General features: G+C 44.9%; 12 protein-coding genes. 4 read left to right on the top strand and 8 right to left on the bottom strand.

The features are described 5' to 3' along the window. Positions 1-58: 58 nt before the first annotated feature. The 6 genes from ACHUFZ_RS13525 to ACHUFZ_RS13500 form a co-directional block, all read right to left on the bottom strand. The gene (locus tag ACHUFZ_RS13525; RefSeq protein WP_394127574.1) at positions 59-1,309 is read right to left on the bottom strand and encodes a glutamate-5-semialdehyde dehydrogenase; all 1,251 of its coding nucleotides are present in this window, start codon (positions 1,307-1,309) and stop codon (positions 59-61) included. A gap of 10 nt (positions 1,310-1,319) precedes the next feature. Beyond that, complete coding sequence (proB, locus tag ACHUFZ_RS13520) at positions 1,320-2,453, bottom strand: glutamate 5-kinase (RefSeq protein WP_004417343.1); 1,134 nt, start codon at positions 2,451-2,453, stop codon at positions 1,320-1,322. 167 nt (positions 2,454-2,620) lie between these two features. Beyond that, the gene (crl, locus tag ACHUFZ_RS13515; protein ID WP_004417345.1) at positions 2,621-3,010 is read right to left on the bottom strand and encodes a sigma factor-binding protein Crl; all 390 of its coding nucleotides are present in this window, start codon (positions 3,008-3,010) and stop codon (positions 2,621-2,623) included. 104 nt (positions 3,011-3,114) lie between these two features. After that, on the bottom strand, positions 3,115-4,362 hold the full coding sequence (gene frsA, locus ACHUFZ_RS13510) for an esterase FrsA (RefSeq protein WP_394127573.1): 1,248 nt from the start codon (positions 4,360-4,362) through the stop codon (positions 3,115-3,117). Between the two features lie 101 nt (positions 4,363-4,463). Next, a complete protein-coding gene (gene gpt / locus ACHUFZ_RS13505; protein ID WP_053440075.1) occupies positions 4,464-4,928 on the bottom strand; it encodes a xanthine phosphoribosyltransferase in 465 nt (154 codons plus the stop codon). A gap of 287 nt (positions 4,929-5,215) precedes the next feature. Beyond that, positions 5,216-6,505, bottom strand: a complete 1,290-nt coding sequence (locus tag ACHUFZ_RS13500) for an NCS2 family permease (RefSeq protein ID WP_394127572.1) — start codon at positions 6,503-6,505, stop codon at positions 5,216-5,218. Between the two features lie 1,032 nt (positions 6,506-7,537). On the opposite strand from ACHUFZ_RS13500, the gene ACHUFZ_RS13495 reads away from it, so the two are divergent. After that, entirely contained in the window at positions 7,538-9,010 is a 1,473-nt protein-coding gene (locus ACHUFZ_RS13495) for an aminoacyl-histidine dipeptidase (protein ID WP_394127571.1), read from the top strand. 59 nt (positions 9,011-9,069) lie between these two features. On the opposite strand, the gene ACHUFZ_RS13490 is transcribed toward ACHUFZ_RS13495, so the two are convergent. Continuing rightward, complete coding sequence (locus ACHUFZ_RS13490; protein ID WP_394127570.1) at positions 9,070-9,609, bottom strand: DUF3332 domain-containing protein; 540 nt, start codon at positions 9,607-9,609, stop codon at positions 9,070-9,072. A gap of 361 nt (positions 9,610-9,970) precedes the next feature. Between ACHUFZ_RS13490 and ACHUFZ_RS13485 the strand changes: the two genes are divergently transcribed. From ACHUFZ_RS13485 to ACHUFZ_RS13475, 3 genes are read left to right on the top strand one after another with little or no spacing between them, the layout of a single operon-like run. Then, complete coding sequence (locus ACHUFZ_RS13485) at positions 9,971-10,411, top strand: ATP-dependent zinc protease family protein (RefSeq protein ID WP_394127569.1); 441 nt, start codon at positions 9,971-9,973, stop codon at positions 10,409-10,411. After that, positions 10,411-11,316, top strand: a complete 906-nt coding sequence (gene rimK, locus ACHUFZ_RS13480) for a 30S ribosomal protein S6--L-glutamate ligase (protein WP_004415299.1) — start codon at positions 10,411-10,413, stop codon at positions 11,314-11,316. Before ACHUFZ_RS13485 ends, rimK begins: the two co-directional genes overlap by 1 nt. Further along, the gene (locus tag ACHUFZ_RS13475) at positions 11,276-12,370 is read left to right on the top strand and encodes a succinylglutamate desuccinylase/aspartoacylase family protein (RefSeq protein WP_394127568.1); all 1,095 of its coding nucleotides are present in this window, start codon (positions 11,276-11,278) and stop codon (positions 12,368-12,370) included. Before rimK ends, ACHUFZ_RS13475 begins: the two co-directional genes overlap by 41 nt. A gap of 101 nt (positions 12,371-12,471) precedes the next feature. Here ACHUFZ_RS13475 and ACHUFZ_RS13470 read toward each other — a convergent pair whose 3' ends face one another. Next, positions 12,472-13,836 carry a sodium-dependent transporter gene (locus tag ACHUFZ_RS13470; protein WP_394127567.1) on the bottom strand — a complete coding sequence of 455 codons (1,365 nt, stop codon included), beginning with the start codon at positions 13,834-13,836 and terminating at the stop codon, positions 12,472-12,474. Positions 13,837-13,934: the final 98 nt, after the last annotated feature.

Raw genomic sequence — 13,934 nt, 5'->3', positions numbered from 1 at the left:
ACAAGAAAACAAAAGGGGCTAGATAGCCCCTTTTTCAATCAATGTTTAACAAGATTTGTTAACTGCGCGGCAAGTAGTTTGCTTTACCTACCCATTTGTAGCTGGTCAGCTCTTCCAAGCCCATAGGACCACGGGCATGAAGCTTCTGAGTAGATACCGCAACTTCAGCGCCTAGACCAAACTGCGCACCATCAGTGAAACGCGTTGAAGCATTGACATAAACCGCCGCAGAACCGACAGAGTTAATAAACACTTCCGAGTTTTCTAGGCTGTTCGTCATAATCGCATCAGAGTGGCTCGCGTTATGAACACGCATGTGATCAACCGCTTCATTCACGTCAGCAACCACTTTAACGCCAAGCGTGTAGCTTAGCCATTCGGTATCAAAGTCACCTTCACCTGCATCACGTAGCTCTTTGGCATTGCTTAGCAGAACTTTCGCTTTCGGCTCTGCAACCAGCGCGACCTTATCCGCTACACGTTCCGCTAGCATAGGTAAGAACTCTGCTGCTACTTTTTCGTGAACTAATAGCGTATCTAAAGAGTTACATGCCGATGGACGTTGTACTTTTGAGTTTTCAACCACATCCAATGATTTTTCTAGATTGGCACTTTCATCAACGAAGATATGGCTAATACCAAACCCACCGATAATCACAGGGATAGTGCTGTTTTCTTTACACATTTTGTGCAGGCCAGCACCACCACGTGGGATGATCATATCCACGTAATCATCAAGCTTAAGTAGCTGTGAAACCAGTTCACGGTCTGGCTTTTCAATGTACTGTACTGAAGCCGCAGGTAGACCCGCTTTTGCCAGCGCAGACTGAATCACTTTAACCAGTTCCATGTTAGAGAAAAATGTCTCTTTACCGCCACGTAGGATGCTGGCGTTACCTGTCTTTAGACAAAGAGCAGCGATATCGATCGTTACGTTAGGGCGAGCTTCATAAATCACTCCAACCACACCTAGCGGTACACGGCGGCGTGATAGCGACATACCATTTTCTAGTACTTTACTGTCTAACTCGCTCCCCACTGGGTCGTTTAGGCTAATAACGTTACGTACATCGTTAGCAATCCCAGTTAAGCGCTCTGGGTTCAGCAATAAACGATCTAGCAGCGCCTCTGTTAGACCAGCTTCACGGCCTTGTTCGATATCTTTCGCATTCGCCGCTAGGATAGCTTCTGCGTTTGCTTCAAGCTCATCGGCAATAATCGCCAATGCTTGGTTTTTTTGCGCTGTTGATGCTGTTGCCAGTTGGAAAGCCGCTTCTTTAGCAGCTTTACCCATAGAAATCAGTTCCACTTTTCTTTCCTTATTCTTGGATTACGACCATATCGTCACGGTGCAATACTTCATTGCCGTAGTCATAACCTAAAATTCCAATAATATCTTTACTGTGCTTGCCAACAATTTTTGCCATGTCTTGGCTTGAGTAACTGGCGATACCGCGTGCAATCAATTTACCTTGCGTATCGGTCACACGTACAACGTCGCCGCGAGCGAACTCTCCGCTCACTTTTGTTAGGCCTTTCGCAAGTAGACTACTGCCCTTACCAACCACAGCGTTAACGGCGCCATCATCAATCACAATATCACCTGAAGCAGCTGGTCCTGCTAGAATCCAACGCTTACGGTTTTCTAATGCTTCTTCACACGGTAAGAAACGTGTGCCTTGTGGGTTATCACCAAGTGAATCAAACACCACGTTTGGCGCGCTACCCGCTGCAATGATCACCTCAATACCTGCGCGACGTGCGATATCTGCCGCTTGCAACTTAGTAGCCATACCACCAGTGCCTAGCGTGGTACCACTACCACCAGCAATTTTGCGCAGTGTATCGTCAATGGTCTTAACTTCTTTGATCAGCTCTGCATTTGGGTCTTTGCGAGGATCGGCGGTAAATAAGCCTTTTTGGTCCGTTAGCAGCAGCAGTTTATCTGCGCCACATAAGATACCGACCAAAGCCGACAGGTTATCATTGTCACCTACTTTGATTTCGCTCGTCGCCACCGCATCGTTTTCATTTACGACTGGAATAATGTCGTTTTCAACCAGCGCATTGATGGTGTCGCGCGCATTAAGAAAACGCTCACGATCTTCTAAGTCGGCACGAGTTAGCAACATTTGACCAATCTTAAGCCCATAAATCGCAAACAAAGATTCCCATGTTTGAATCAATTGGCTTTGACCTACCGCCGCTAAGAGCTGCTTACTTGCCATAGAGTTGGGCAGTGCGGGGTATCCTAGGTGTTCACGGCCGGCTGCAATCGCGCCAGACGAAACCATAACCACAGAGTGGCCTTGCTTTTTAAGTTCAGCACACTGGCGCACCAGCTCAACCATATGAGCTCGATCTAATGCCAACGTACCACCCGTTAAAACACTGGTACCTAATTTAACCACGACAGTCTGTGACTGTACGGTATTTCCGCTTTCTTGATTCATTGCCTTTCTACTATGAAAAATATAAAAACCCTCTCAACCTTGTTCTCAATTGATAAGTCTCAAAGATTGATTAGAGCTGATGTTTTAGCAATCAAATCGAAATTTCACAAGCAGAAAAGGCGCTAAAAAGCGCCTTTTTGGTCTATAGAGGCAAAAGCCTGAGTATTTTAGACGAATTCTACAGATTCCTTGTGAATCGCCAGTGGGATTTCAAACTCTTTCTCGAGAGTTTCAAGCAGCTTTTGATGAAACACTTCTTGGGTGCGAGTGACATCTTGAATGGCCTTTTTCGGCAGTGCTTTGTCTTGCCACTCCCCTGTCACATCATATAAACCTGAGCGGTAGCGGGCTTCAAACGCCTCGCCATTTTTCTCTAGTTCAAGCCACCAGCCCCAAAACTCTCTTTGCTCTGGTGATTTCTTATCATTGACGCAAACCGATAGGCAATCAAACAAATAAGAGCCCTCAGAACTTTGTGATTCACGCAGGTAAGGCCCAATAGCTCTCAGTGTTGTTAACAAGCGATAATGTGTCGGACTTTTTGTCTGTTCAGACATAATGAATCTCCATATTCATTTACTTATTGTTATTCGCGCATACTTCAGGACTAAACAGTCTGGGTAGCTCGTATACATAAGTGTTGTCTAAATTAGTTTAAATGTCATCTAATTAGCTCATCTTCTAACCACTTTATCGCTAAATCGAGGGATTGCTCATAACCTTGTGTAATTGTCTTAGCACTAATTTTCTTCGCTTTTCCGTAGTCGCTATAAACCGCGACTAACTGGTTATCGCTGTAGGGTGACACCGGGTCATTTTCTAAACTCATCGCCAATATCGGCACGCGAGTTTTTCGTCCAGCTAAGATGCCTTGAACCTTGAGCGACCAAGCCATCAGTTGCCCTGCTAAGCTGTGAATATCGACTGCAGTTTTACCTAATCGAGATGCCAATACATCCAAGTACATCTTAGGCATCTGTTTGAGTTTTTCTGGTGAAGAGAGCACATCATGAATCGGCGCACCGAGCGAAACACAAGCTTTAATCTTATCTTGCTCAAGGAACGAGAGTCGTACCATCGCATTACCGCCAAAGCGGAAACCAATCAAACCAACTTTATGGTGATCGACATAAGGAATATTGTAGAGCTCATTGAGGACCGCCTGATGCAAGCGCGACGTATCTTCAGTCATATTCCAATGGGTGTTGTAACCAATAGAAGGCATATCAACCGTTAGCATTGCGATGTTCTTTTTCGCTAAATGATCACGAAACAGCGCCCACAGATCCGTTTGTAAGCTGTCTAGTCCAGCACTAACCATAACGACTGGTTGAGGCTTTTCTGTGCTGGTTAAGTGCAAATGAGCGACGATGGTTTTCTTCTGGTATGGGATCTCTATACGTTTAACGATGTATTTGGTTTTATTACTCGCTTCAGTGTAGGCATTGCTTGCTAGCACTTGCGCTTGCGCGGCTAAATTATCATTTTTTAGATGTGGGTATCCGGCAATACTAAAACATAGTGATGCGTTGAACATCTCATCTGCCGCCTCCTCTCCCTTGAGTTCTGCTGCGCGCTTTTGATGCAACATACCCAATTTCGTCCACTCATAAGTCCAGTTGCCGCTGTGATAACCCATCACGGTATCAAGCCATTGATCATTGGTACGCGAGTGCTTAGAGGCCGCAATTTTGGCCAGAACAGCTTCTATCTCTATTGGATCTAGCCCCTGCCATGACCATTGCATACGACGAAGATTGCGATACCACTTATAGCCATCCTCCTCTAGCTTACCATCAAGAAACGTTTGGCTACTCGGCATATAACGGGTAAGTCCGGACGTTTCTTTGGCTTGTTTATGATTAGCAAACAAGGTTTCTGAGAGGTTCTTGCTGACTTCCTCTGACATGAGTTCGACCTAAATAAATAATGATTATTAAATAGTAATAAAAAAAATGACCCAAGAAAGGGTCATTTATCAAGAAATAGGTGGGAATTCACCAAAGATGATTACTTTTGTTTACGATTGATTGGCTCAACGTACTGAATTGACATATCCCATGGTTGCTCAATCCAAGTGTCTTGTGCGATATCAACCACGTAGTCATCAAGTAGCTCTACACCTGCTGGCTTCGCACATACCGCGATCAGTTTTGCTTTCGGGTACATTTCGCGAAGTTTACGCGCAGTGTCACCACTGTCCACTAGGTCTTCAACGATTAGGAAACCTTCACCGTCACCTTCTGGTGCTTTCACTACCGTCATATCACGTTGGTGATCGTGGTCGTAGCTAGAGATACAAATTGTATCAACGTGACGAATGCCCAGTTCGCGCGCTAGGATTGCGCCAGGAACAAGACCGCCACGGCTCACAGCCCAAATACCTTTCCACTGCTCTGCTGGCATCTGTTTTTCTGCCAATTCACGACAAAGTGTGTGCATTTGGTCCCAAGTGATAATGAATTTCTTAGCCATTGTAATAACCTAATAATTTGAAAAATCTGCATCCCCGCAAAGCATCTGTAATGAAATGATTGCAATCGGCAAGTTTGGGGGAAAAGCTACGCAAACGTTTATTTTACCGAAAGTGCAGCATAATACCAATGCCATAAATAAAATGTTCAGCACGAATGAACAGTTCAATGATGGCTATGGACCAGATTTGATTCTCTAGACAAAAATAATCGCCATAGTAGCCATGACTACTATAGCGATGATAAATAAACTCTTTTCAAACAAAGAAAAGAAGCAGAGTTTGTAGATTAAGCCACTAAGTATTTGATAATAAATACAGCAGCTAAGACCCAAACACTCACTGAAACTTCGCGACCACGGCCACTTAGCAGTTTAATTGCTGCGTAAGAGATAAAGCCAAGCGCAATACCTTCCGCGATAGAGTATGTCAGAGGCATTAGCAGACATGTCACAACAACCGGTGCTGCTTCTGTCAAATCACGCCAGTCTACGCTAACAAGACCAGACATCATTAGAATCGCTACGTAGAAAAGTGCACCTGCAGTCGCGTACGCTGGAATCATACCCGCTAGCGGCGAGAAGAATAACGCCAGAAGGAACAGCACACCAACCACAACTGCAGTTAGACCTGTACGACCACCAGCCGCAACACCCGCCGTTGATTCAACGTAAGAGGTTGTGCTTGAAGTACCTAGCATCGCACCCACTGAAGTTGCTGTTGAGTCAGCAAGTAGCGCTTTGCTTAGGCGAGGAAGTTTACCGTCCTCTTTAATTAAGTCAGCTTTTGTTGCCACGCCAACGAGTGTGCCTGCTGTATCAAATAGGTCGACAAATAGGAAAGCAAATACAACCGAGATCATACCGACTTCAAATACGTCAGCGATGTTCATCTGCATTAACGTTGGAGCAATGCTTGGCGGTGTAGACATTACGCCACCCCAATGAACATCACCCATCAGTAGGCCAATCGCAGTGATCACTAGAATCGCAATCATTACCGCGCCACGTACGCCACGGTATACCAATGCAATCGTTAAGAAGAAACCAAGAGCGGCAAGCGCTTGTTGCAGGCCAGTAATGTCACCAAGGCTAACCAAGGTCGCTGGGTTATCAACAACAATGCCAGAGTTTTGTAAACCGATAAACGCAAGGAAAAGACCAATACCCGCTGAGATACCGGTTCTTAAAGACATTGGGATCGAGTTAATGATCCATTCACGTACCTTAAATACGCTTAATGCCATAAAGATAACACCCGATACGAAAACCGCTCCCAGCGCAACTTGCCATGAATGCCCCATGCCAAGAACAACACCGTAAGTGAAGAACGCGTTTAGGCCCATACCTGGTGCTAAAGCAATTGGGTAGTTAGCTACAAAACCCATGATGAAACAGCCGATCGCTGCAGCAAGACAGGTAGCAACGAACACAGCACCTTTGTCCATACCGGCGTCAGCAAGCATCGCTGGGTTAACAAAGATGATGTAAGCCATCGTTAAGAAGGTAGTAATACCCGCGATGATCTCAGTTTTGACTGTCGTGCCATTTTCACTGAGCTTGAATAGTTTTTCGAACATAATCGAATCCTAAAAAGGTAAAAAGTAAACGGTTGCGTAATCGATTGGCGGGAATTATAAGGTCATCAAATAGTAAATTCCAGATAGAATTAAGACTCTAACTAATATTTCTAATTGTAAAAGGGAAATTCAATCGATTACATTGCAACAAGACACGAAAAAACATCTTATTTATCAACACTTAAAACAAAAGTTATTTTTTGAAGATAAAAGGTGTTTTTTTGTACCATGTTGCAAACTTACAACTGACGAAGTGGCAAATATTCGGTGAGCAATATGAGTTTATGCGAATAAAATCGAGGCTAGAAGAGCTAGCTAAGGAAAGCAGGAAGTTGGGATGTGCAGGTAGGATATTTTTTAGATAAAAAAACGCCACTCAATTTGAGTGGCGGTTGAATCATGTCAGCAAGAATTAAGCTGCTGAAAAAAAATTCCAATAATAGGGGTGAACATACTACTGTTCGAGAGTCACAAACCCCGGTTTAGTAACCGAAGCTTGTTGGATACTTAAAGCTGCCAGTGTAAACAGAGCTATTTAGCCAGAACGCTGCACTTGGTAAACCTTTCATAACTATCACCTTCTAAATCAATTAAAACAAATTACAAATATTGATTTCTCGGTTCCTTGGAGGCGACAAATCGGACTCATCCTTTGAGCATTTTCTCTTCGCTTTCGAAGTTGGTTACTAATATACCTCAAAGAAAATTAATTACAAGCTTTTGCGTGACAAATATCACAAAAACTTCATAAATTGACTTCAATTAAATTTAAACTGTAATTAACTTACAGAAACATCAGTCAACTGACGCTCTTAACAACAAAAATTACGAACTTAGGTGGGTAAACGTTTTCGTGAAAAATAGCGAATATGTGATTGTCCTTTTGCTTTCCATTTCTCTTTTACTACTACCCAAAGGCCTGTAGTGCTATGCTGTGGCCTCTATTTAATAGGTCAGATTTAGCTTTTTGTTCTGCCTGCACAACCGCGTTGCACGACAAAATCTGGCATTATTCTTTTTAAGGAGTCATCCGTGTCTGAATTCCATTCTGAAATCAGCAACTTATCACCTGCTCCACTATGGCAGTTTTTCGATAAGATCTGTTCTATCCCTCACCCTTCTAAACACGAAGAAGCGCTAGCACAGTACATTGTGCAATGGGCTACTGAGCAAGGCCTACCAGTTCGCCGCGATCCAACAGGCAACGTTTTCATTAAAAAGCCGGCAACACCGGGTATGGAAAACAAAAAGGGTGTTGTTCTACAAGCGCACATCGATATGGTGCCGCAAAAGAACGAAGACACAGATCATGACTTCACTAAAGATCCTATCCAACCATACATTGATGGTGAGTGGGTTACCGCCAAAGGCACAACCCTAGGTGCCGACAACGGTATGGGTATGGCTTCTTGTCTAGCAGTACTGGCATCGACTGAGATCAAGCATGGTCCAATCGAAGTACTACTGACTATCGATGAAGAAGCAGGCATGACTGGCGCATTTGGTCTTGAAGCGGGTTGGTTAGAAGGCGATATCCTTCTTAATACTGACTCAGAGCAAGAAGGCGAAGTCTACATGGGTTGTGCTGGCGGCATCGATGGCGAAATGACTTTTGACATCAAACGTGAAGCAATCCCTACAGGTTATGTGACTCGTCAGCTAATCCTTAAAGGCCTGAAAGGCGGTCACTCTGGCTGTGATATTCACACTGGTCGTGGTAACGCAAATAAACTAGTTGCACGTTTCCTAGCGGGTCACGCGCAAGAGCTTGATCTTCGTCTAGTTGAATTCCGCGGTGGTAGCCTACGTAACGCAATTCCTCGCGAAGCGTTTGTAACGGTAGCGGTTCCTGCTGAAAACGAAGCGAAACTTGCAGAGCTGTTTGAGTTCTACACTAACCTGCTTAAAACAGAGCTAGGTAAAGTGGAAACGGACATTGTTTCTTTCAATGAAGCCATCGAAACAGACGCTCAGGTTTTAGTCGTTGCAGACCAACAACGCTTTATTGCTGCGCTAAACGCATGTCCAAATGGCGTGATTCGTATGAGCGATGAAATCGAAGGTGTGGTTGAGACTTCTCTTAACGTGGGTGTTATCACAACACAAGAGAACCAAATTCAAGTGCTATGTCTAGTTCGTTCACTTATTGACTCTGGCCGTCAGCAAGTAGAAGGCATGCTAACTTCTGTTGCAGAGCTGGCGGGGGCACAGATTGAATTCTCTGGTGCTTACCCGGGTTGGAAGCCAGACGCGGATTCTGAAATCATGGCTATCTTCCGTGATATGTATGAAGGCATCTACGGTCACAAACCAAACATCATGGTAATTCACGCAGGTCTTGAGTGTGGTCTATTCAAAGAACCTTACCCGAACATGGATATGGTTTCTTTTGGCCCAACGATCAAGTTCCCTCACTCTCCTGATGAGAAAGTGAAGATCGATACCGTTGCTCTATTCTGGGATCAAATGGTAGCGCTGCTGGAAGCGATTCCAGAAAAAGCCTAACAAACACTAAAAAAGCCGAGCTACCACTAGCTCGGCTTTTTTTATCCGCTAAATTCTCTTTATGCTTGAGTCGCTAAGTAATCTTCAAGCTCTTGAAGACTGGTTTCTGCCACTAACTCACCGTCAATAAAGTAAGAGACCTTCTCGCCCTCTTTAACCCCAATAAGGGTAGCGCGCTCACCATTATCATAGGTGATATCCATTTGGATCGTATTTGCATCCAAAGACTGCATGTGGCCACGCTCAATAGTACGATACTGGCTGATCGGAGCAATTGGTGCTTCTTTCAATGAATCATCCAGATCATCATTAATATCAATCATGGTCTCCGTCTTGGTATCAAAGATGTGTGGCTTACCATTCAGCGGGTTTTTACCCGTCCAAAACTCGAGTGAGTTGAAAATTAAATAATCCGCCGCCACGGTAATACCATAGACCGGCGCGAGTAACATGTTGAGGCCGCCCCTAGCATAGCGGTTATCGACAGCTTCAACGTTAAACTTCATCAGCATTCCCGTGACGGCATTACTACCCACACAACCCGATAAGCTTATTGCAACTGCTGACAACGCCACTACTTTTGCTATTGTTGTTTTCATAAATCCCTCTAACTATTGACGATAATGTTCATCAACAACTTTAGCTCAGTTATTAAGTTGCATATGTTATAGGCATCAATAACCTCAGACTAATCCTAAGAATTGTGTCTGCAGTCCCAAGTTTTAGACGCTTAATTTCTCACAATGTCGATAAATTAAATTTGTCGTTATGGATATTTTATTTCGTTAGTCAGTAGTCATCGTGACTGATACAGTCCGCCTCCTTGAAGCTTCTTGGGCTCATCACAAACGCCCTCTTCAAGCGATAACTCAAATTTAAATAAACATTTTAAGTTGTATCGGTGGACTGAGTTTATCCCTAACTGAGTCTGTAATTCTCTCTAATAAAATTTGTACTGCGATGAAAGAAAAACTATTAGTCGGTTGGCGAGAAACTCTTAGCCTGCCAGGTTTAGGTATTAATGAAATTAATGCAAAAATTGATACCGGAGCCAGGACGTCTTGTTTACACGCGTTCAAAGTAGAGAGCTTTAAGAAGGACGAAGCTCTATGGGTCCGCTTCTGGATTCACCCAAAACAACACGACACGGAATTCGAAAAAGTTTGTGAAGCTAAAGTAATGGATGAGCGCACTGTGCGCGACTCAGGTGGTCATGAAGAATCACGTTATGTGATCGAATCTGAACTGAGCATTGGCGGAAAAAGTTGGCCAATTGAAATTACTTTAACTAATCGCGAAAACATGGCTTTTCGCATGCTATTAGGTCGCACTGCAATGCACGATCGCATCATCGTCGACCCTGTTGAATCGTTTTTAGTCCCTTTCGAGGAAAGCAAATAATGAAAATTGGTATTCTGTCTCGCAACGCGAACCTGTACTCAACCAAGCGTCTAATTGAAGCGGCAGAAAGCCGTGGTCACGAAGTAAAAGTGATTGATGCGCTACGTTGTTACATGAATATCAACTCAGAGAAACCAGAGATCCACTTCAAAGGTGAAGAGCTGTCTGGCTTTGACGCGATTGTTCCTCGAATCGGTGCGTCAGTAACATTCTACGGTACTGCGGTATTACGCCAGTTCGAAATGATGGGTGTTTACCCAGTCAACGAATCTGTTGCGATCACGCGTTCTCGTGACAAACTACGCTCAATGCAGTTGCTATCTCGCAAAGGGATCGGTATGCCAATCACAGGTTTTGCAAGCAAGCCTGATGATGTGAAAGACCTACTAGAAATGGTTGGCGGTGCCCCAGTAGTAATCAAACTACTTGAAGGGACACAAGGTATCGGTGTGGTTCTTGCTGAAACTCGTAAAGCAGCGGAAAGCGTGGTTGAAGCTTTCATGGGCCTAAAAGCAAACATCATGGTGCAAGAGTACATCAAGGAAGCTGGCGGTGCAGATATTCGCTGCTTCGTTCTTGGTGACAAAGTGATTGCAGCCATGAAGCGTCAAGGCGCTGAAGGCGAGTTCCGCTCAAACCTACACCGTGGTGGTAGTGCATCTTTAATTAAGATCACTCCAGAAGAGCGCCGTACTGCGGTAGCGGCTGCGAAGATAATGGGTCTAAATGTGGCTGGGGTGGATCTACTAAGATCAGACCGTGGTCCATTGGTCATGGAAGTAAACTCATCTCCAGGTCTTGAAGGTATTGAGGCCGCAACTGGTAAAGACATTGCTGGAATGATTGTCGAATTTATTGAGAAGAATGCGGCAAGCAAAAGGACTAAAACTCGTGGCAAAGGCTAAAAAGAATAGCGCATTTGAATTTCTCGGCGAGTCTATCTCGCCGGGAGAGCGTAAGGTTGTTGAGTTAGAAGCAGCTAAGCTTTATACCCACTCGCCTTTATCGATCCCTGTTGAGATCATCAATGGTAAGCAAGCAGGACCAGTCTTAATGGTCAACGCAGCTATCCATGGTGATGAGCTCAACGGCGTGGAGATTGTACGCCAGTTGATCAATACCATTGATGCTAACAAGCTCAAGGGGACCGTGATTGCTGTGCCAATCGTCAACGTATTTGGCTTTATTCATAAATCGCGTTATCTACCGGATCGACGCGATCTAAACCGCTGCTTCCCAGGAAGTGAGAAAGGCTCGCTAGCTTCACGCATGGCAAACACTTTCTTCTCTCAGGTCGCTAAGCGCTGTGATTACATTCTGGACTTACACACGGGTGCGATTCACCGCACTAACCTGCCACAAATTCGCGCAGACCTAAGTAACCCAGAAACACTTCGTATTGCTCAGGCGTTCGCTACGCCAGTGATAGTCGATGCTCCACTACGTGATGGTTCTCTGCGTAGCGAGGCTGAGCGCCTGGGCATTCCGGTTCTGACTTACGAAGCGGGCGAAGCATTGCGCTTTGAGCCAATTTGTATCAGTGCAGGTTTCATCGGTGTACAGCGTGTAATGCAAGCCATTGGTATGCTGCGTTCAAGCCGTAAAAAGCTGCCAACGCCAGTGATTGCAAAATCCACTAGCTGGCTACGTGCGGAAAGTGATGGCATCTTGCGTACTGTAGTGACACTGGGTGAGAAAGTTGAAAAAGGCCAAGTTCTGGCTTATATCAGCGCGCCACTAGGCCACAGTGAGATTGAACTCATCGCTCGCAAAGGCGGTATTGTTATCGGTCAACAGACTCTACCTTTGGTAAACGAAGGCGATGCAATCTTCCACTTGGCTTACTTTGAACAAGATGATGAAGAAGTAGAGCAAGTGGTTGAGGAGTTCATTGAAGAGGTCACTGACCTTGACGTTGATCCTTTAACAACTGGTCAAATCAACGCTCCTGCTCAGTAAACTGAAGCCGTTACCAACAAAAAGCCCGCATATCACTGTGCGGGCTTTTTATTATCTGTCGTTTTCCCGTTAGCCAAATTAGCTGTTAATCAAATTGACTGTTAACCAAATGACGCCCAGATAACCGTCGCGACTAGAATCGGACACACAAACTTAACGTAAGCAGGCCATAGCTTGCCAAACCAGCCTTGAGTGAACTCAGGACAGCCCTGCTCTAGTTCTTTAATCTTAGAATGACGATTCCATACCCAACCACCGAATAGGCAGAACAACAGCGCGGCAGCTGGCTGTAGGTACTGTGTCGCGACCATCGCCACCAGCCCAAACAGCTCTCCAAAGTTATAGACGATGACCACACTAAACAGGGCAATCAGACCGCCAAGTACCCAACTCGTTGGTGTACGTTTGGTATTAAAACGTTCGCTTACCAGAGCGACAGGACACTCCAACATTGAAATAGATGAAGTCAACGCAGCAATAGTCAGCAGCAAAAAGAACACAATCGCAAATAGCTGGCCTAATAGGCCTAAACTATCAAACATCAGCGGCAGTACCGTAAATACCAAGGTATCAGAGCTGAGCAGTGACCCATCTTCAGCATAAATCTGAACGCCTTTTTGCATTGCGACAAACATAGCTGGCATCACAACCAGTCCAGCAATAAACGCGACGGCGGTATCCACCAGCGTGACATTCATTGCCATCTTAGGCAGATTTTCTTTTTTGCTTAGGTAAGAGCCATAGATCAACATCGAACAGCCACCAATGGTAAGAGAAAAGAACCCTTGCCCCATTGCCGCTAGAATCAGCTTACGATCCATCACCTTTTCGAAGTCCGGAATTAGGTAATGCTTTAACCCTTCCATTGCGCCGCTCTGCGTCATGATGTAGATAAACAGCAGACCAAATAAGATGAACAGAGCCGGCATCAAGCGTGTCGACCACTTCTCAATCCCTTCTTTCACGCCACCTTGAACAATTAAGATAGTGAGAACATAGAATGTAATGGTGCCAAAAAGATTACGTTCAACACTGAAGCCTTTAAACCAAGCCGTTGCCGTCTCCATCCCCAAAACGTCAGTCACAGCACCAAGCAAGAAACAGATCAACCAACCACCGACAATACTGTAGAAAGCCAATACCGCACTTGGCACACTTAAACCTATCCAACCTACAGCAGCACCGACACGCTTACCGATAGAATTAGCTGTCAGTGAGCGCATGCTATCAACTGGGTTAGCTTGGCCGTGGCGACCAATGGCCATTTCAACCACCAGCATAGGAAACGCAACCACAAGGATCATTACTAGATAAACCAGTAAAAAAGCGCCGCCACCATTACTTGCTGCTTGGGTAGGAAACCCCCAGATGTTGCCAAGACCAACCGCTGCCCCTGCAGCCGCGAGAATAAAACCAAGACGAGAGCCAAAATGCTCACGAGATTGAGAGGAATCTACCTGTGCCATACTTCTTAATTCGCACCAATGAACTAGTTGGCTAGTACAATAATTCAAAACACTATAATCAGCAATTTATTTAGCATCAACATAAGCACTAATACGAA

The sequence above is a fragment of the Vibrio hepatarius genome, from assembly GCF_043642085.1.
In the GTDB taxonomy this organism is placed as follows: domain Bacteria; phylum Pseudomonadota; class Gammaproteobacteria; order Enterobacterales; family Vibrionaceae; genus Vibrio; species Vibrio hepatarius_C.
This window is presented reverse-complemented; position numbering and strand designations above follow the sequence as displayed.